This is a genomic window from Saccharothrix sp. NRRL B-16314 (assembly GCF_000716595.1).
In the GTDB taxonomy this organism is placed as follows: Bacteria; Actinomycetota; Actinomycetes; order Mycobacteriales; family Pseudonocardiaceae; genus Actinosynnema.
The window spans coordinates 70,778-89,943 of the sequence record NZ_JNXC01000031.1 but is presented as its reverse complement, the minus strand read 5'-3'; the positions used below and the strand labels follow the sequence as shown (position 1 = coordinate 89,943).

Sequence of the window (19,166 nt, the reverse complement as noted above, 5' to 3'; positions counted from 1 at the left end):
GTGCCGGTGTTCTTGGTGGTGGTCTGGTGCACGCTGCCGGTGTCGCTGGGCCACGAACCACTGCCGTCACCGCCACCACCCGGAGTCGTGGTCGTGGTGGTGGTCGACGTGGAGGTGGACGTCGAGGTGGACGTCGACGTCGAGGTCGGTCCGCCGCTCACCGACGTGAACGTCCACTGCTTGGTGGCCACGCTGTCGCAGGAGTTGGTCTGCACCAACGCGTTCACGGACGTGGAGTTGTCCTTGAGGTTCATGCACTTGGTGCTGTTGGTGTCGACCACGCGGTAGTTGCTGCCGCTCGCGGTCAACGTCCAGGTCTGACCCGCGCCGCCGGTGCACGCGACCTGCTGGATCGCCTTGCCCGCCGACGTCGACGCGTCCTGCACGCCGACGCACAGGCCCGTGGCGACCGAGCTGATCTGGTACCCGCCGCTGACCGCCGTCAGCTTCCACTGCTGGCTGCTCGCGGTGTCGCACGCCGCTTGCTGGAGCTGCACGCCCGTGGCCGTGGTCGCGTTGGGGACGTTGAGGCAGTGCCCGCTGCCCGCGTTCTTCACCGTGTACGTGCCCGCGCCGATCGCCGCCGACGCGGTCGTGATCGGCCACACGACGAGCGTGGCGGCCAGCGCCGTGACGCCCGCCGCGGCGGCCAGTCCCACGCGCCATCGCGCGTTGCGCGGCCGTGCGGCCCGCGTGATAGGAGGTTGAACATTCATTGACAACTCCGCTTCTGACCGACCCGGACGTCGGAACTGGTGCTGGCGACTATTCACGCGAGGTGGAAGCCGGTGGCCATGAATCCACCGGCACGCGACGACCAAAACCGCGCGTCCAAGGTGCTTCCTCACGTCATCGTGCCGGAAACCGCTTTCCTGCCGGATGCTAGATGGTTCGGAAGTGGCTGGTCAACAGGGGTTTTCCGGTCCAGGGCAAGGTAAGCGTCGAATGCAATCGAACGCCGAGGTGAGCGGCACCGCGTCCGATCATCCGCCCGCTGCGGGATCAATGGGGGCGGTCATACTCGTGAACAGAATGGGCGGGTGTCGATCACACTTGTGAACAAATGGCACACCGGTCGTCGCATTCAGCCCCGCAGTGGCGGTGGAGAGCCAGTCCGGACCGTGCCGGCGAAAGCGGAAGTACGCGCGCAGCGCGTTGGCCGTGCCGTACTCGGGCGGACGGACGCGCGCCGCTGTTCGCCGTAGCGGGCGGCGGTTGCTGGAACGGGTGATCGACCGAGGTCCGCCTCCCGGCACCGACGCGCGGGGCTGTACTGCGTTGTTAGGGTCTGCGGGTGGCTGTCGGAACCGCTCCCGGACCGGTGGTGAGGCCGTCCACGTCGCGCCGCCCGAACGGGCCGGTGTCGCCGGGTTCGCGGGGCAGCGTGGAAGCGGAGTTCCTGGCCGCCGCACGCAAGTTCGCCGCACCCGTTCGCGGCGTCGGACTGGTGCTGATCAGCGTTTTCGGGCTCCTGGCGGTCCCCGGTGACGTCCTGCCGCTCGGGTTCGCGCTGCTCGGCCTGGTCGTGGTCGGAGCCGTGGTGGACTTCCGGCTCGGGGCGTCGGGTCGGGCGAGGCCGCTGGTGCTCGCGTTCGCGGTGGGACGGGTCGCGGCGATCTGCGCCGCCCAGGAGTGGACCGGCGGTCATCCCAACCAGTGGGCGCTGAACGCGCTGACCACGACGGCGATCACCTTCCAGTGGGAGTGGTCGCCGAAGGTCGCGTTGCCCGCCACGGCCGGGCTCCTGGCGGTCGACCTCGCGGTGATCGGCCTCGGCGACGGCGGCGCGACCGCCCTCCGGCTGGTGGTCGAGGTCGGTCTGACGCGCCTGGCCTTCGTGCTGATGCGGCGGTCGAGCCGGCGCGTGGACGAGTTGCGGGAACGCCGGGCGGCACTGGAACGGGCCGAGGCGGTGGCGCTGGAACGGCACCGGCGGGAACGGGAGTACCTCGCGCTGCTGCACGACACGGCCTCGGCGACGTTCCTGCTGGTCGCGGTGCACGGCCGGGACACCGATCCCGCGCAGGTCGCCGGGTACGCGCGCCAGGACCTGGCCGTGCTCACGGGCTCGTCGGGCGGCGCCACGACGCAGGACAGCCCGGTCGACCTGACCACCTCGCTGCGCGCCGTCGTGGAGCGCGGTCCGCTGACCGTCGACGCCCGCTGGCACCAAGGGGCGGTGGTGCCCGCGTCGGTGGCGCTCGCTTTGGTGCGCGCGGTGCGTGAGGCGCTGGCCAACGTCGAGCGCCACGCGGGTGTCCGGAACGCCGTGCTCAGCGTCCGCGGTGACGGCGAGCGCGTCGTGGTGGAGGTCGAGGACGCCGGAAAGGGGTTCCACCCCGACGAAGTGCCGCACCTCCGCCGTGGCATCCGCAGCTCGGTGGTCGAACGCATGACCGCCGTCGGTGGCAGCGCCGCCGTCACCTCGCGCCCCGGCGAGGGCACGTCCGTGCGATTGGAGTGGCCCGTTGGGTGAGAGCCGCGCCGCCGCCGACCACGTCCACGCCACGATGCGGATCGCGCTGCTCTGCGTCGCCGTCGTGGTGCCGTTCGGGCTCGACCTCGCGCGGCTCGTGGAGAACGAGTACCGGCCGACGTGGGTCGCCGTGACCGCGTTCACCGCGATGTCGGCCATCACCGCCACCTGCGCCGTGTGGGTGGTGCGCCGCAAGCCGCTGCCGCTCGGCGTCGTGGTGGTCGGCACGGTGGTCGTGCTGACCGCCTCGGTCGCCGCCACCGCCGTTCTGCCGCCGGACGGGTTCTTCCGCGGACCGCACTGGTCGTTCGGTCAGGCGGGGTGGGTCCTGGTGCTGCTCCTGCTGGACCGGGTCGCGTTGCTGGTCACCGCGGTGGCCGTGCACCTGACGGCGAACGTCGTCCAGTTCCTGCAGCCGGGACTGCCGGGGCCGGCCGAGATCGGCGCCGCCGGCACGGTCGCGCTCGGCACCGTCAGCGTGCAACTGGGCGTCCTGATGATCACGGAGATGCTGCGCCGCAGCACCCGCCAGGCGATGGAGGTGGCCGCCGAGCGGGACCGGATGGTGACCAGGGTGGCGTTGGCCGAGCAGTGGGAGCAGGGGCAGCGGAGCGCCTTCGCCGGAAGGTTGGGCGTGACGCTGCCGTTGTTGGCGGACCTGGCCGACGGCGTGCTGGACCCGCGCGACGACGACACCCGGCGGCGGTGCGCGCTCGCGGCGACCCAGCTGCGCAGGCTGTTCGCCGAGAACGACGACGTCCCCGACCCGTTGGTGCACGAGGTCGCCGCGTGCGTCGACCTGGCCGAGCAGCGCGGTGTCGACGTGTCCCTCGCGGTCAGCGGCACGGCCACGCCGGTGCCGGCGGACGTGCGCCGCGACCTCACCGCTCCGGTCGTCACCGCGTTGTCGGCGGCACGGGCGCGCGCGCGGGTGAGCGTGTTGCGCACCGACGACGAGGTGCGGGTCGCGGTGGTCACGGATGCCGGTGTCGAGGTGGACGCCGCCGCTTCGCCGCGGGTCGAGATCGACTGCGGAACCTATGGCGAGCACGTGCGAGTGGAGGCCAGGTGGCGGTGGACCAGCAGCTGAGTGCCGTGGTCGTGGACGACCACCCGGCGGTGCGGGCCGGTGTCGCGCACTGGCTGTCGTCCGGCACGCCGCCGATCCGGGTGGCCGCCGCCGGTGAGGACGTCGGCGTCGCCTGGGTCGGTGACGGCGCGGAGGCCGACGTCGTCATCCTCGACCTGCACCTGAGCGGACCGAACCCGGCACTGGGCGACCTGCGCCGACTGGTCCAGGCCGGGCGTCGCGTCGTCGTCTACTCGATGCGCGCGGACGACGACATCGCGTTGCAGTGCCTGGAACTGGGCGCGTTGTGCTACCTGACGAAGGCCGAGGGCGCCGAGCACATCCTCCAGGCCACGAGAGCGGCGGCGGCCGGCTTGCCGTACACGCCGCCGGCGCTGGCGGGCGCACTCGCCGGCGACCGCTCCGCCCACCGGCCGGCGTTGTCGGCGCGGGAGACCGAGGTGCTGGTCCAGTGGTTCCAGTCCGAGTCCAAGGACTTCGTGGCGCAGCAGCTGGGCATCTCGCTGAGCACGGTCAACTCCCACCTGGAGCGGATCAGGCTCAAGTACGCGATGAGCGGGCGTGAAGCGCCGACCAAAGCCGCGCTGGTGGCGCGTGCGATCCAGGACGGGTTGGTCCACCTGGACGACCTGTGAAACCGGATGCCCGTCACTGTGGTGCGAACGGACCACAGTGACCCGCCGGACAGCGGATAGGGTGCGGGCATGCTGCACGTCAATGGCGCACTGATCACTGCCGTGGGCGCGGTCGCCCTGTTGCTCTCGGGCTGTGGTGCGAGCACCTCGGGCACCGCACTGCCCGCGTCCACCGCACCGACGTCGAGCGAGGAGTCGACCGAGTCGACGGCCAGGTCGACCGCCCGGTCGAGCGCCAAGCCGACCGCCGAGTCGTCGAACGCGAAGGCACCATCCGGGGACGTCACCCCGCCCGGCTCGACCCTCAAGGTCGGCGAGCGCGCGGTGGTGCCGTTCAAGTACGGCAACGACAAGACCGGCACGATCGCGCTCGTCGTCACCGCGATCGACCAGGGCGCCAACGCCGACCTGAGCGCGTTCGGCGAGAAGGCCAAGGGCATCACGCCCTACTACATCAGGGTTTCCGTGGAGAACGTCGGCGGCACGGACCTCTCGCACTCGTCGGTGAGCATGCGGGCGATCGGCGCGGACGGCAAGTCGACCGGCGTGATCATCAGCGGCGAGACGGCGCAGTGCAAGTCGGAGACGTCCGGCCGCGACTTCACCACCGCGGGGGCGAAGTACGAGACCTGCGTCCTCCAGGGAGCCCGCGAGGGCGCCGGCGTCTCGGGCGCGACGTACGACCGGGGCGACGACTACCTCAAGTCCCCGATCACCTGGAAGAAGTAGACCCGGCCTCGGCGAGGTCACCCGGACGGCCGTCGGTCGAACGCACCACGCCGGCGGTTCGCGCTGTCCCTAACGTTCGGCCTCACACACCCCTCGAACGCGGGAGTCGGTCGATGACCAACGACGGGATCAGCAGGCGGGTTTTGTTGCACGGAACGGTGGCGGCGGGTGTCGTCACCGCGGTCGGCGTCGGCGCGGGCTCGGCCGTCGCCGCGCCGGCCGGGTTCTACCACCCGTTCACCGCCTACCGGATCACCGGTACCTGGCAGGAACACCTCGATCGCGGTTCGCTCGGCGGCATCGACTACGGGATGTCCGTCGGCACGCGCCTGCCGGCGGCGGGTGGAGGTGTGGTCACCAACATCCCGTACAACGGCACGGGTGGCCACACCGTCACCATCCAGCACGACAACGGCTACCGCACCCAGTACCTGCACCTGTCGCAGTTCCTGCTGGCCAACGGCACGCGGGTGGGCATGGGCGGAGTCGTGGGGCTGTCCGGCGGCGCGGCCGGCGCACCGGGGTCGGGCTCGTCCACCGGCCCGCACCTGCACTGGCACATGATCGACCCGAGCGGCACGCGGATCAACCCGCTGACGTTCCTGGGCGGCGGCACGGGTCTGCCGAAGACGACCACGGAGCAGGACGGCATCCCCGGCCAGATCATGTGGATGCGCGCGCAGAACTGGCTGCGGATCGAGCAGGGGTACACCGGCCCCATCGACGGCGTGCCGGGCGCGAACACCTATTCGGCGTTGCAGCGGGCGATGCGCGCGTACGGCTACACGGGTCCGATCGACGGCGTGCCCGGCGCGAACACGTGGGCGGCGGTGCAGCGGCTGGCCGCGCGGTGGGGCTACACCGGCCCGATCGACGGCGTGATGGGACCGAACTCCTGGCGCGGCTTCGCCCGATTCCTCAACCAGGACAAGTACGACTGAAAGCGGCGATTCGCAAAAGCACGCGGTGATGCGTTGTTCATTGACGAATTTGTCCACCGGATCGTGGTGAACAGCGGGGTTCGGGTCGGTGACCGCCGAGGGGTCGGTGCGCGGATCGCCCCGGTGGTCAGGCGGATCGGTGCCGCGCGGTAAATGGTGCGGCGAGCGTTGCCGGGTGGCTGCGGCCACCCGGCAACGCGTTCGGGATACCGGATTGTATTGTGCCGCATTTCGGGAAGCTGAAGCGTCCGTGTTTCGCCCGGACTGCTCCGTCCAGGTGTTTCCCCGCCTTCTTCTCCCTCACGATGTGTTGATCACCGGCACCGGGATCGGGTGCTCCGGGTCGTGACGTCCATCGAACGGACTACCAGGTCGATCACTGTTCGGTGTGTGCTGCCGAGAGCCGCCCCGGCCCTGCGGCATCTGGCGGATGCCGTTCATCGTGATGATCAGGTTACATCCATCCACGATTTGTGAACTTCGACAGCACTGTGGTGCCGGGCGGTCGGCGGAACACCGGTGGCCGTCCACGGCCGAATGACTCGAGGGCTGGGGGACATGCGTGACATCCGAACAGCTGTGGTGTGCACGGATTCCGAATCGGGCGACGACCTGGCGGACGACCTGGCGGAGCGGTCGGGGTTGCGGGTCGTGCTGCGCTTGACGGGCAGGTCGGGCACTTCCGTCCGTCCGGCCGACCTGCGTCGGGCGAAATGCGACGTTGCGGTGGTGCTGATGGCCGAGTCGGACGTCACCGATCCGGTGCTCCGATTGGTGATCGGCGCGAACGCCAAAGTCGTCCTCGTGGCCGAACGGATGGGAGACGACCAGGTCTACGCCGCGGCGAGGATCGGTGTGCGCGGCTTCGCGTCGTCCGACGACGTGAACGAGGTGGCGTTGGCGGTGGTGGAAACCCATCGCGACGGCAGTTGGCTGCCGCCGAGGCTGGGCGGTGGCCTGGTGCGCTTCCTGTCCCGGTCGCCCACCCCGGACCCGATGCTGACACCTATCGAGCGGGACATCCTGGAGCAGGTGTGCGACGGGGCGCTCAACTCCGAGATAGCGCGCACCCTGTGCTGCACGTCGGACAACATCAAGTGGCACTTGAAGAACACGTACCGCAAGTTGCAGGTCCGCAACCGGGCCGAGGCCGCGGCGTACGCGGTGCGGACCGGGATCGTCGGCGCGTGAACGGGTCCGGTCCAGCGGCGAGCGCCACTGGACCGGAGTCCGACTGCACCACCGGACCGGAAGCGGAGTGCACCACCGGACCGGAGCCCGTCCTCAGGAAGCCTGCGTCTCCTTCTCGATCCGCTTCAGCACCAGCACCATGCCGATCACCGCGAACACCAGCACCAGGTTGATCCACAGCGCCCACTGCATCGCCGAGGCGTGGACGGCGCCGCCCGTCCGGTCGCCGATCAGGCCGAAGTAGAGCGCGCCGATCACCGCGACACCGCCGGAGATCGCGAACTGCTGGGACGTCGTCAGCACGCCGGACGCCACACCCGCGGACTGCGGCTGGACCTTGAGCAGTGAAGCGCCCATCAGCGACGGCAGCACCGCGCCGTTGCCCAGGCCGACCAGCGCCAGGCAGAAGAGCAGCCAGGCAAGGCCGACGTCGGGCCCGGACACGTTCAGGCCGACGGCGAGCAGCACGAGTCCCACCGCGGTGACCAGGCTGCCCCACACCAACGAGTTCATCCCGAACCGGGCGGTGAGCTTGCCGCCGTACATGGCGCTGAGCGAGAAGAACACGCCCATCGGCGAGAACACCACACCGGCCATGAACGGGCTGAGGTTCAGGCCCGACTGCAACAGCAGGGTGAGGGTGAACATCAGGCTGCCGAAGTACATGTTGAACGCGACACCGGCGATGAGGCCCGCGCGGAACGACGACACCCGGAACAGCGCCAGGTCCAGCATCGGGCTCTTGCCGCGACGGCCGAGCAGCTGCTCCCAGCGCAGGGTGGCGGCGGCGACCGGGACGGCCAGCGCCATGCAGATCCACGTCCAGGCGGGCCAGCCCGCGCTGTGGCCCATGCCGAGCGGCACCAGCAGCAACGCCAGCGCGGCGGACAGGCCGAGCGCGCCGAGCGGGTCCAGGCCGGTCTGCGGGTTGTCCCGCTTCTCCGGCAGCACGCGCGCCGCGGCGATCGCCGTCACGATGCCGATCGGCACGTTGATCAGGAAGATCAGCCGCCAGCCGAGCCCGAACAGGTCGGCCTGCACCATCGCGCCGCCGAGCACCTGCCCGGCGATCGAGCCGAGGCCCGCGGCCATGCCGTAGCCCGCGAACGCCCGACCGCGCGCCTCGGCGGGGAAGTCCGACGTGATCACGGCGAGCACCTGCGGCACCATCAGCGCACCGGCCAGGCCTTGCGCGAGCCGTGCCAGCACCAGCTGTTCGGCGGTGACCGTGATGCCGCACAGCAGCGACGTGATCGTGAAGGCGATCACGCCGATCACGAACAGCTTGCGGTGACCGTGGAGGTCGCCGAGCCGACCGCCGGTGATCATCCCGCTGGCATAGGCGAACGCGTAGCCGCCGACGATGAGCTCCAAGGCCGCGGCGCTCGCCCCGAGGTCCGCGCTGAGCGACGGGGCCGCCACGTTCACCACGAAGAAGTCGAACTGCACGATGAACGTCGCCGACAGCAGCACGACGAGCATCACCGCGTAGTTGCTCCGGGACTTGGTCACCTCCGCAGGTCCCTGGGAGACGGCTTTGGTCATGACGCTCCTTCACGCTGGCCCGGTCCGAGCCGGGCGGAGGATCTTCGAACGCGGCCGACTATAGAAGACATTCAATGTCCACGATAGGGCGGTTAAGCTGTCACCGTGAAGCTCTCCCGTGGTGTCGAATGGGGCCTGCACTGCGCCGTGCTGCTGGCGGTCACGCCCGACGGTCCGCCGGTGTCGCGGCAGAAGCTGGCCGCCGAGTACGACCTGCCCGAGGCCTACCTGGTCAAACACCTGCACTCGATGGTGCGGGCGGGCATCCTCCAGTCCACCTCCGGGCCCAACGGCGGGTTCCGGCTGGCCCGCCCGGCCGCGGACATCACGGCGCTGGACGTCGTGGAGGCGGTGGAGGGCTCCGCGCCGCCGTTCACCTGCCAGGAGATCCGCCGGCGCGGGCGCGGCGCCGCTCCGCCGGAACTGTGCACCACGCCGTGCACCGTCAACTCCGTGATGACCGCCGCGCACCAGGCCTGGCGGGACTCGCTGCGCGGGGTCACCGTCGCCGAACTGCTCGAACGCCTGCCCGAGGGAGCCCTGGCCCGCTCCCCGCGGTGATCGGTCCGGCGGTGATCAGTGCGCGGATCAGTGCCGCGGATCAGTGGCGCGGCCGGCGGCCCTTGTGCTGGATGGCGCAGGTGATCCGGGCGGTGCACACGCGGGCGCCCTCCTCGTCGTGGATCACCACCTCGTAGGTGGCGATCGACCTGCCGAGCAGCAGCGGCTTGGCGGTGCCGGTGACGATGCCGCCGCGGACGGCGCGGTGGTGGGTGGCGTTGATGTCCACGCCCAGCGCCATCCGGCCCTCACCGGCGTGCAGCGCGGCGCCGATGGAGCCCAGCGACTCCGCCAGCGCCACCGACGCGCCGCCGTGCAGCATCCCGTGCAGCTGGGTGTTGCCCGCCACGGGCATGGTCGCCACCACGAGTTCCGCGGACGCGGTCAGGAAGCGGATGCCCAGCCGTTCCGCGAGGGTCGTCACGCCGGCGCGGTTGACCTCTTCGGCCACGTCCATGCAGTTCGGTCCGGTCGTCGTGGTCACGCCGACCCGCCGAGGGTCGTCGCCGTGGTCGCGGCCGTGCGCGTCGGCAGGTACGTCGCCAGGTCCGCGTACTTGTCCCGCATCCGCCGCTTGAGGATCTTGCCGGTGGCGCCCAGCGGGATGTCCTCTTCGGACTGCGCGAGCTCCAGCACCGCCACCTCCGGCTGACCCGCCTCCCGCAGGACCTTGTTCACCCGCGGCAGGAGGTCGGTCGGGGCGCCGTCGTCACGCGGGCGCACCACGGCCACCGGCACCGTCGCGCCCTCGTGCCGCCCCGCGACCACCGCGCAGTCCACGATCTCGGGCAGGTTCAGCAGCAGGACTTCCTCCATCAGGATGGAGTAGCCGTCACCGTGCTCCGTGCGGATCGCGTCCACCGCGCGGTCCACCTGGTAGTAGTTGCCGTCCTCCGTCCGGTACACGAGGTCACCGGACAGGAAGTAGCCCGACAGCCGGCTGCGGTACGTGGTGTCGGAGTCGTTCCAGTAGCCGTGCGCCAGCGACGGGCTGCGCACGCCGAGCAGGCCGACCTCGTCGGCGTCGGCCTCGGTGCCGTCCGGGCGCAGCACCGCCACCTCCGCGATCGGCACCACGGTGCCCAGGTGGCGGGGGTCGGGCGGGGTGTCCGCGGCGACGACGTGCCGCAGCGCGGCCCAGCCCAGCTCCGAGGAACCCAGGCCGTCGTCCACGATCGAGCCGGGCACCCGCTCGCCGTCGACCACCTGGCTGCCGAACCGGATCAACGCCCGGTTGTGCGCGTCGTGCGCCGAGTCGCCGATGCTCACCCACACCGCCACCGACGCGAGGTCGGCCGGATCGGGGTCGGTGTCGAGCAGTTCCACCAACGTCTGGTTGAAGGACAGCACGGCCGACGGTCGGTGCTCGGCGATACCGCGCGCCAGCCCTTCACCGGTGATGTCGGAGACGGCCACCAGGGGCACCCCGGCGATCAGCACGTAGAGCGTGAACGCGATGGCGCCCGAGTGCGAGTGCGGCGCGGCCGACAGCATCACGGCGTCGTCCGGCTCGGGGTAGTTCGCCAGCCGGTACTGCACCCCGGCCACGCTCTGCCGGTGCGCCCAGATCACCGGCTTCGGGTTCCCGGTGGTGCCGGACGTGTGGCAGATGACCACGGGGTCGTCGTCGGCGTGGTGGTAGCGGGCGGACTCCGGCAGGGTCGCCGTCAGCGCGCCGATCTCGGCGCGCGTGCGCACCCACCGCACGTCCGGCAGCTGACCGTCGTCCACCATGGGGCGGTGCCGCTCGTCGGTGTAGATACCGACCGGCGAGGTGCGGCGCACCAGCCCCAGCGCCATGTCCGCCGGCATCCGGCCGTTGATCAGCACGCCGATCGCGCCGATCTGGGCCAGCGCGGCCAGCTGCACCTGGTCCTCGAACGAGTCGTCGAGCCAGACCACGACCCGGTCGCGCGGGCCGACGCCCTGGGCCAGGTACCAGGCCGACCACGCGTCGGCCAGGTCGACCAGCGCGCGGATGCTGAACTCGGTGCGATCCCGCCCGTCCCGGTCCACCAACGGCCGATCGGTGCGCACCAGCGTCGCGTCCGGCGAAGGGCTCGACTCCAGCGCGACGCGCCAGGCGTTCCCGCCGCCGAAATCAGTGCGCTCCGCGAGCTCGGTGCGCAGCTTCGGGTCGATCATCGTGCGGTGACTCGGTCCCATTGTCCACCTTGCCTCGGATGTGGTGATGAATTCCGCCGGGGTCGGCCATGGCCGCCATCGGAAGGTACCGGAAATATGCGAATTCGGAACTACTCGCTCTGGTAGGCGATGTCTACCTGTCCAGGTAGTGTCCGGCCCTGACCTGGCCGTGTAGCTTCGATCCCGAGCGGCTTTTCCTGCTCATCGCAGACGCTTGCCGTCTTCCCGGCCGTGTTCGGGACCGCGACGAGGAGTTCATCGCAATGTCGCCCGACCGCAATCCCGTAACCCGTGACCGTGTTCGTGAGATCGTCGCCTCCATTTTGGAAATGGAGGCCGACCAGATCGGTTTCGACGCCTCCTTCTACGACGAACTCGGCGCGAATTCGCTGGAGAAGGTCGCCATGATCACCCGGTTCGAACGCGAGTTCGGGGTGTCGATCGGCGACGCCGAGGCCACCTCGGTCCGCAACGTGGACGACGTGGCCGCGCTGCTGGCCCACCGGACCGGAACGCCGGCGCCGGAGGTGGACCTGGTCGACCTGCTCGTCGGCCGCCACGTCCGGGCCGGGGCCGGTGGCCGCCGCGCCTACGTCGACCCCGACGTCGGCGACGTCGACTACGCCCGGCTGCACGCCGCCGTCGGCGCTTACGGCGAAGCCCTGCGCGCCCAAGGCGTCGGACCGGGCGTCCGCGGGCTGGTCGTCGCCGAGGACTCGGTGGCCACCGTGGTCGCCGTGCTCGGGCTGTGGTGGGCGGGTTGCGTCCCCGTGCTGGTCAGCCCCGTGCTGACGGCGGCCGAACTCCGCTACGTCGCCGAGGACAGCGACGCGCGGCTGGTGCACCTGGACCTGCCCGCGGCGAAGCACTCCGCGTTGCGCGAGGCCCGCGACTGGCAGCTGGTCCGCACCGGCGACGAGGTCCGCGCCGAGCTCCTGGCGGCGGCGCCGACCGCTTCGCCCGAGCCGTCCACGCGGGCGGCGGGCGACGAAGCCCTCGTGCAGTACACGTCCGGCAGCACCGGGATGCCCAAGGGCGTGCGCCACAGCGCCGGCGGTGTCGCGGCGATGCTCGACGGCTTCGGCAGCGTCGACCGCATCGGCCCGGACGACCTGGTGCTGGCGACCGCGCGGCTGTCCTTCGGCTACGGCTTCGGCAGTTCCGTGCTGTGCGCGCTCTCGGCCGGGGCCGGTGTCGTGCTCATCCGGGGCGCGGTCGACCGGCACGCGGTGACCGCGGCGCTGCGCCGGCACCGGCCCACCGTCCTCTGCTCGGTGCCGCGGTTCTACGCCGACCTGGTGGAACCGGCCGAGCAGGAGCCCGCCGCGTTCGACTCGCCGAGGCTCTGCGTGTCGGCCGGGGAGAACTGCCCGCCGAAGCTGAGCCGGCGCATCGAGGCCGCGTTCGGCGCGCAGTTCATGAACTGCCTCGGCGCCACGGAGGTCATGCACGTCGTCCTGGCCTCACCCTCGGACCGCCCGCCGCACGGGGTGGTCGGCGTGGCCGCGCCGGGCGTGACCGCGACCGTCCGCGACGAGGACGGCGAGCCGGTGCGCGACGGGAAGCCGGGCCGCCTGCACATCGCGGGCCCCACGGTCGCCCTGGGGTACGTCGGCCAGCCGGACGCCGCGGCGCAGACGTTCGCCGACGGCGGCGCCTACACCGGAGACCTGGTGCGCCGCACCGCCGACGGCGTCTTCGAGTACCTGTGCCGCGCCGACGACATCCTCAACCTCGGCGGCTACAAGGTCGCGCCCGCCGAGATCGAGACGGTGATCCGCGGCACCGACGGCGTGCGCGAGTGCGCGGTGGTCGGCGGCGCGGACGAGCACGGACTGGAACAGGCGGTGGCCTACGTGGTGCCCGCGGCCGGCGCCACCGAGGACGACGTCCGCCGCGCGATCCGCGGCCGGCTGCGCACCGAGCTGGCCGCCTTCAAGCGGCCCGCCCGGCTGGAGTTCCTCGACACCCTGCCGGTCACCACGACCGGCAAGGTCGCCAAGTACAAGCTGAGGGAACGGGTGACTCGGACGTGAGCTGGGACATCACCGGATGGGGCGCGGTCGCCAACGTCGGCGCGGACCCCGAGGAGATTTACACCGCCCTGTGCGCCGCGCGCGACGTCCGTGCGCCGTTGCGGGCCTTCGACGCGAGCAAGTACCGGATGCGGCACGCCTACGAGATCGACGACCGGCCCGAACCGGGCAAGGACACCGTGCTGCGCGCCTCCTCCTGGCTGCACACGGCCGTCGCGCAGGCGGTCGCCGACGCCGGGCTGGACGACCTGGGCGACGTGCCCGTGCTGGTCGGCACCACGTTGCGGGAGCAGCGCAGCGCCGAGCTGTGGTGGCGCGAGGGCGCCGAGTTCGACCCCGTCGACCTGGACTTCGGGCGGGCGTTGCGGGCCGAGTTCGGCTTCTCCCGCACGTACACCTTCGCCAACGCCTGCGCCGCGGCGCTGTACGCGCTGGCGATGGCCACCGACATGATCGAGCTGGGCATGGCCGACACCGTCGTGGTCGCGGGCACCGACTCCATCACCGAGAGCGCCTTCGGCACCCTGGACCGGGTCCAGAACGAGACGCCGGATTCGTTGCGGCCCTTCGACAAGTCCCACGCGGGCATGGTGATGGGGGAGGGCGCCGTCGCGGTCGTGGTGCGCCGCGCGGGCGCGGACACCGCCCGCGTCCGGGCCAAGGTCCGTTCGGTGGCCGTCAACTGCGACGGGTTCCACGCCACCGCGCCCGACGCGTCGGCCGTGACCACGGTGATGCGTGACGCCCACCGGCGGGCCGGCGTCGAGCCGGGGGACATCGACCTGGTGATGCTGCACGGCAGCGGCACCCCGCGCAACGACGAGACCGAGGCGGGCGTGCTCGCCGAGGTGTTCGCCGACACCGGCGGGGGGCCGCTGATGACGGCCGTGAAGTCGATGACCGGGCACACGCTCGGCGGCTCCGGCCTGCTCAGCCTCGTGGTTGCGGCCCTGGCCATGCGCGAAGGCCGGGTGCCGCCGGTGCTCGGCCTGCACGACCCCATCGACGAGGCCGCCGGTCTGCGGCTGGTCCGCGACACCGCGCTGGACGCACGGGTGGGCACCGCCCAGGTCGACGCGTTCGGCTTCGGCGGCATCAACGCGGTGGCGATCCTGGAGGCGGCACGATGAAGACGCGCACCGAGGTGGCGCTCACCGGCACCGGCCTCGCCGTGGCCGGCCTGACCGCCGCCGACGAACTGCTCGGCGCCCGGCGCGAGGGCGGGTTCGACCCGACCAAGGCGCTGGTGGGCCGGGACCTGCGGCACAAGGACCGGGCCACCAGGCTCGCGCTGCGCGCCGTCGAACCGGCGCTGCGCGACGCCGACCTGCTCGACCAGGACGACGCGCTCACCGTGTCACCCGACGCCATCGCGGTGGTCGTCAGCTCCAACCTGGGCAACCTCGACAGCGTGTGCCGGATGGCGGACCTGATCGCCGAGGAGACCGTCGAGGCGCTGAACCCGCTGGTGCTGCCGCAGACCTCCAGCAACGTGATCGCCGGCGCGGTGGCCATCCGGTACGGCCTGCGCGGGCCGAACCTGACCCTGTGCAACGGCGAGACCGGCGGACTGGACGCGGTGCACTGGGCGCACACCCTGATCGCCGCCGGCCGCGCGCAAGTGGCCGTGGTGGTCGGTGTCGAGCCCGCGGACGGCGTGGTGGCCAAGTTCGTCGGCGCGGGCGTCGTGGACGGCGCGGTCGCGCTCGTGCTGGAGGACGCCTCCGCCGGACGCGGAGCACGGCCACGCGCCGTCCTGAAGGGCTACGGCTACGGGGTCGACCGCGACGCCGTGATCGCCAAGGCGCTGGACCGGGCCGAACCCGGCCTGTGGCTCACCAACGACGACGCGCCGGCGGCCGGACTGTCCGATGTGGACCGGTTCGACCTCGAAGCGCGACTGGGCCGGTGCTCCGGCGCGCTCGGCGTCCTGCAGTGCGCCGCCGCCGCGGCCCACCTCGACCAAGACCCCGCCCGGCCCGCCCTCGCCACCATCACCGGCGCGGACGAGACCGCCGCCCTGCTGCTCGCCGCACCGGTTCGCTGATCCGGAACCCCGCGACACCCGAGAGGAAGACCCACCATGGCCGACGACAAGCGGCTCGCCGAGGACGCCGAGGACCTGCGGGAGCTGATCGCCGACATCCTGGAACTGCCGGTCGCCGAGGTCACCGACGACGCGCACTTCGTCGACGAGCTCGAAGTCGACTCGCTGAGCGCCATGCACATCGTGATCAACCTGGAGAAGCGCTACGGCATCAAGGTCACCGACGAGGAGTTCAAGGCGGTCGACTCCTTCGCCGACGTCCGCGACCTCGTCCTCTCGAAGCGCGGAGCGGACTCGTGACCGGTCGACCGGTGGCGCTGGTCACCGGCGGGTCGCGCGGCATCGGCCGGGCCGTGGTCACCCGCCTGGCCGCCGACGGCTTCGACCTCGCGTTCTGCTTCCACCACCGGCCCGACGCCGCCGACGAGGTGGCCGCGCTGGCGCGGGAAGCGGGCGCGCGGGTGCTGACCAAGGCCGTCGACGTGGCGGACGCCGCGCAGTGCCGCGACTTCGTGACCGCCGCCGAGGACGAGCTCGGTCCGCTGGAGGCGGTGGTCACCTGCGCCGGCGTCACCCGGGACGGCGCGCTGGCGCGGATGGCCGACGACGACTGGCAGCAGGTGATCGACACCAACCTGTCCGGCACCTACCACGTGTGCCGCGCGGCGGTCTACTCGTTCATGTCCCGCTCGCGCGGGTCCGTGGTCACCATGTCGTCGGTGGCGGGCGTGCACGGCAACGCCGGTCAGACCAACTACTCCGCGTCCAAGGCCGGGATCATCGGCTTCACCCGCGCCCTCGCCAAGGAGTGCGGCCCGTTCGGCGTGCGCGCCAACGTGGTCGTGCCGGGGTTCATCACCACCGACATGACCGCGGGCCTCTCCGACCGGGACCGGACCCGGCACCTCAAGCGGGTGCCGATCGGGCGCGCCGGCACCCCCGAGGAGGTCGCCGACCTGGTGTCGTTCCTGGTCTCGCCGCGCGCGAACTACATCACCAACCAGGTCATCGGCGTCGACGGCGGCCTCGTCCCATGACCGTCCCGAGTGGACGGTGCTACCCAGTCACGACACGACCGGCAAGGGGCTGACTGCGCATGTGCGGCATCACCGGCTGGGTCGGCTACCAGACCGACCTGACCACCCAACACGACACCGTGGCGGCGATGACCGCCACCATGGCGTGCCGAGGCCCGGACGACTCGGGCGCGTGGGTGCGCGACCACGTCGCCCTCGGCCACCGCAGGCTGGCGATCATCGACCTGCCCGGCGGCGTCCAGCCCATGACGTGGCGGACGCCCGACGGCGGGCGCGAGGTCGCGCTGACCTACAGCGGCGAGGCCTACAACTTCACCGAGCTGCGCGCCGAGCTGCGCCGCCGGGGCCACCGGTTCCGCACCGACAGCGACACCGAGGTGGTGCTCAACGGCTACCTGGAGTGGGGGGTGAAGGTCGCCGAGCACCTCAACGGGATGTACGCGTTCGCCGTGTGGGACTCGCACGAGCGGGCGTTGTACCTGGTGCGCGACCGACTGGGCGTCAAACCGCTGTACTACTACCCGACCGCGGACGGCGTGCTGTTCGGGTCGGAGCCCAAGGCGATCCTGGCCAACCCGCTGGCGGGCCGGGCGGTCGACCTGGACGGCCTGCGCGGCCTGTTCGGGTGGGTCAAGACACCGGGGTGGTCGCTCTGGCGGGGGATGACCGAGGTGCCGCCGGGCGCCGTGGTCACCGTGGACGCGAGCGGCATCCGCACGCGCCGGTACTGGGAGCTGCGGACCGCCGAGCACACCGACGACCGGGACGCCACGATCGCGCGGGTCGGCGAGCTGATGGACGACATCGTCCGCCGCCAGCTCGTGGCCGACGTGCCGCGCTGCGTGCTGCTGTCGGGCGGCCTGGACTCCAGCGCCATCACCGGCCTGGCCGCGAACGTGCTGGCGGAGGAAGGCGAGCGGGTCCGCACGTTCTCGGTCGACTTCGCCGGGCAGGAGGAGGCGTTCCGCCCCGACGTCATGCGGGACACGCCCGACTCGCCCTACATCCGGGACGTGGCGCGGCACGTGGGCACGGAGCACCGCGACATCGTGCTGGACGCCCGCGACCTGACCGATCCCGACATCCGCCGCGCGATGATCACCGCCCGCGACATCCCGGTCGGCCTGTCCGACATGGACACCTCGCTGTACCTGCTGTTCAAGGCCATCCGCGAGGAATCGACGGTGGCGCTGTCCGGCGAGTCGGCCGACGAGGTGTTCGGCGGCTACCGCTCGTTCCACCTGGACGCGGTGCGCCGGGCGGGCACGTTCCCCTGGGTGGCCGCGCCGAGCCCGCTCAACACGAAACCAGACCACCTGCCCGCCGGGTTGGCCGCCGCGCTGGACGTCGAGGGCTACATCGCCGACCAGTACGCCACCGCCGTCGCCGAGGTCGACCACCTCGACGGCGACAGCGAGCTGGAACGCACCATGCGCACGATGTCCTACGTGCACCTGCAGCGCTTCGTGCGGATCATGCTCGACCGCAAGGACCGCGCCTCGATGGCCGTGGGCCTGGAGGTCCGGGTGCCGTTCTGCGACCACCGGCTGGTCGAGTACGTCTACAACGCGCCGTGGTCGCTGAAGTCCTTCGACGGCCGGGAGAAGTCCCTGCTGCGCGAGGCGACCAGGCACGTGCTGCCGCAGTCGGTGGCCGACCGGGTCAAGAGCCCGTACCCGTCCACCCAGGACCCGCAGTACGCGGCGGCGCTCCAGCAGCAGGCCAAGGAGTTGCTGCTGTCACCGGACAACCCGGTGTTCGCCCTCGTGGAGCGCTCCTGGTTGCAGGCGACGGTCGAGCTCGACCCGGCGACCATGCCGCCGACGACCCGCACCAACCTCGACCGGGTGCTCGACTTCGACGCCTGGTTCGACCTGTACCGCCCCGAGTTGATCCTGGACTGACCCGCTCGTCCACCGCGCGGCCTACGTGGAGGGAACACTCACATGCAGAACAAGGTCGGCGTCGTCACGGGCGCCGCCGGGGGTATCGGGACGGCCGTGGTCCGGGCACTGGCCGAGGACGGCATCGCGGTCGCGGCGCTGGACCGCGACGCCGTGGCGTTGCGCGAAGTCGTGGACAAGATGACCGCGGACGGGTTGCGGGTGGAGGCGTTCCCGGTCGACGTGGCCCGCGCCGGGGAGGTGGAGCAGGTCGTCGAGGCCGTCGAGGTCGCGCTCGGCCCGGTCGACTTCCTGGTCAACGCGGCGGGCGTGCTGCGGCTGGCCGAGGCCCGCGCCATCACCGACGTGGACTGGGCGGAGACGTTCGCGGTCAACACCACCGGCGTGTTCCACGTGTCGCGCGCCGTGGTGAACCGGATGGTGCCGCGCGCACGTGGCGCCGTGGTCACGGTGGCGTCCAACGCGGCGCACACGCCCCGGGTGTCGATGGCGGCGTACGCGGCGTCGAAGGCCGCCACCACGATGTACACCAAGTGCCTCGGCCTGGAGGTGGCCAAGTACGGCATCCGGTGCAACGTGGTGGCGCCGGGCTCCACCGACACCGCGATGCTGCGGTCGATGTGGCACGACGACGACGGCGCGCGCAACACCATCGGCGGCAGCCTGGAGAGCTACAAGAACGGCATCCCCCTGGGCAAGCTCGGCCTGCCCGTCGACGTCGCCCGCGCGGTCGCCTTCCTGCTGTCCGACCACGCCGGGCACATCACGATGCACGAGCTGACCGTCGACGGCGGCGCCACGCTCGGCACGTGACCACGAACAGTCCAGG

The 19,166-nt window shown here is 71.6% G+C and carries 18 protein-coding genes; 14 read left to right on the top strand and 4 right to left on the bottom strand.

All coding sequences use genetic code 11. From position 1 onward, the window contains the following. Positions 1-659: RICIN domain-containing protein (locus OQ02_RS32040; RefSeq protein WP_231500316.1), on the bottom strand; the 659-nt coding region annotated here is incomplete at its 3' end. A gap of 635 nt (positions 660-1,294) precedes the next feature. On the opposite strand from OQ02_RS32040, the gene OQ02_RS32035 reads away from it, so the two are divergent. The 6 genes from OQ02_RS32035 (at position 1,295) to OQ02_RS41515 (ending at position 7,062) form a co-directional block, all read left to right on the top strand. Then, positions 1,295-2,476: a sensor histidine kinase gene (locus tag OQ02_RS32035; RefSeq protein WP_231500315.1), complete on the top strand. Its 1,182-nt coding sequence runs from the start codon at positions 1,295-1,297 to the stop codon at positions 2,474-2,476. Continuing rightward, the gene (locus tag OQ02_RS32030) at positions 2,469-3,566 is read left to right on the top strand and encodes a hypothetical protein (protein ID WP_231500314.1); all 1,098 of its coding nucleotides are present in this window, start codon (positions 2,469-2,471) and stop codon (positions 3,564-3,566) included. Before OQ02_RS32035 ends, OQ02_RS32030 begins: the two co-directional genes overlap by 8 nt. Further along, the gene (locus OQ02_RS32025; RefSeq protein WP_442973701.1) at positions 3,551-4,201 is read left to right on the top strand and encodes a response regulator; all 651 of its coding nucleotides are present in this window, start codon (positions 3,551-3,553) and stop codon (positions 4,199-4,201) included. Before OQ02_RS32030 ends, OQ02_RS32025 begins: the two co-directional genes overlap by 16 nt. Positions 4,202-4,270: 69 nt before the next feature. Further along, positions 4,271-4,930 (top strand): hypothetical protein, encoded by a 660-nt coding sequence (locus OQ02_RS32020; RefSeq protein ID WP_033442378.1) that lies wholly within the window; start codon positions 4,271-4,273, stop codon positions 4,928-4,930. Between the two features lie 113 nt (positions 4,931-5,043). After that, the gene (locus tag OQ02_RS32015) at positions 5,044-5,871 is read left to right on the top strand and encodes a peptidoglycan DD-metalloendopeptidase family protein (RefSeq protein ID WP_033442377.1); all 828 of its coding nucleotides are present in this window, start codon (positions 5,044-5,046) and stop codon (positions 5,869-5,871) included. A 558-nt stretch (positions 5,872-6,429) separates the two neighbouring features. Further along, positions 6,430-7,062 carry a helix-turn-helix transcriptional regulator gene (locus OQ02_RS41515; RefSeq protein ID WP_197043590.1) on the top strand — a complete coding sequence of 211 codons (633 nt, stop codon included), beginning with the start codon at positions 6,430-6,432 and terminating at the stop codon, positions 7,060-7,062. 93 nt (positions 7,063-7,155) lie between these two features. Here the strand turns inward: OQ02_RS41515 and OQ02_RS32005 are convergent, their stop codons facing one another. Continuing rightward, on the bottom strand, positions 7,156-8,607 hold the full coding sequence (locus tag OQ02_RS32005; RefSeq protein ID WP_081916089.1) for an MFS transporter: 1,452 nt from the start codon (positions 8,605-8,607) through the stop codon (positions 7,156-7,158). Positions 8,608-8,712: 105 nt separating this feature from the next. Between OQ02_RS32005 and OQ02_RS32000 the strand changes: the two genes are divergently transcribed. Further along, positions 8,713-9,168: an RrF2 family transcriptional regulator gene (locus OQ02_RS32000; RefSeq protein ID WP_033442376.1), complete on the top strand. Its 456-nt coding sequence runs from the start codon at positions 8,713-8,715 to the stop codon at positions 9,166-9,168. 40 nt (positions 9,169-9,208) lie between these two features. Here the strand turns inward: OQ02_RS32000 and OQ02_RS31995 are convergent, their stop codons facing one another. Further along, the gene (locus OQ02_RS31995) at positions 9,209-9,652 is read right to left on the bottom strand and encodes a hotdog fold thioesterase (RefSeq protein ID WP_231500313.1); all 444 of its coding nucleotides are present in this window, start codon (positions 9,650-9,652) and stop codon (positions 9,209-9,211) included. Beyond that, positions 9,649-11,334, bottom strand: coding sequence for a class I adenylate-forming enzyme family protein (locus tag OQ02_RS31990; RefSeq protein ID WP_033442375.1), 1,686 nt, complete (start codon positions 11,332-11,334; stop codon positions 9,649-9,651). The genes OQ02_RS31995 and OQ02_RS31990 overlap by 4 nt, the downstream gene beginning before the upstream one ends. A 242-nt stretch (positions 11,335-11,576) precedes the next feature. Between OQ02_RS31990 and OQ02_RS31985 the strand changes: the two genes are divergently transcribed. From OQ02_RS31985 to OQ02_RS31955, 7 genes are read left to right on the top strand one after another with little or no spacing between them, the layout of a single operon-like run. Then, the gene (locus tag OQ02_RS31985) at positions 11,577-13,349 is read left to right on the top strand and encodes an AMP-binding protein (protein ID WP_051773050.1); all 1,773 of its coding nucleotides are present in this window, start codon (positions 11,577-11,579) and stop codon (positions 13,347-13,349) included. Further along, positions 13,346-14,479, top strand: coding sequence for a beta-ketoacyl synthase N-terminal-like domain-containing protein (locus OQ02_RS31980; protein ID WP_033442373.1), 1,134 nt, complete (start codon positions 13,346-13,348; stop codon positions 14,477-14,479). The genes OQ02_RS31985 and OQ02_RS31980 overlap by 4 nt, the downstream gene beginning before the upstream one ends. After that, on the top strand, positions 14,476-15,396 hold the full coding sequence (locus OQ02_RS31975) for a beta-ketoacyl synthase N-terminal-like domain-containing protein (protein ID WP_033442372.1): 921 nt from the start codon (positions 14,476-14,478) through the stop codon (positions 15,394-15,396). Before OQ02_RS31980 ends, OQ02_RS31975 begins: the two co-directional genes overlap by 4 nt. A 36-nt stretch (positions 15,397-15,432) precedes the next feature. Beyond that, positions 15,433-15,696 (top strand): acyl carrier protein, encoded by a 264-nt coding sequence (locus tag OQ02_RS31970; protein ID WP_033442371.1) that lies wholly within the window; start codon positions 15,433-15,435, stop codon positions 15,694-15,696. Then, entirely contained in the window at positions 15,693-16,433 is a 741-nt protein-coding gene (locus OQ02_RS31965; RefSeq protein ID WP_033442370.1) for an SDR family oxidoreductase, read from the top strand. The genes OQ02_RS31970 and OQ02_RS31965 overlap by 4 nt, the downstream gene beginning before the upstream one ends. Before the next feature lie 59 nt (positions 16,434-16,492). Continuing rightward, positions 16,493-18,337 (top strand): asparagine synthase (glutamine-hydrolyzing), encoded by a 1,845-nt coding sequence (asnB, locus tag OQ02_RS31960; protein ID WP_033442369.1) that lies wholly within the window; start codon positions 16,493-16,495, stop codon positions 18,335-18,337. A gap of 42 nt (positions 18,338-18,379) precedes the next feature. Then, a complete protein-coding gene (locus OQ02_RS31955) occupies positions 18,380-19,150 on the top strand; it encodes a 2,3-dihydro-2,3-dihydroxybenzoate dehydrogenase (protein ID WP_033442368.1) in 771 nt (256 codons plus the stop codon). Positions 19,151-19,166 lie beyond the last annotated feature (16 nt).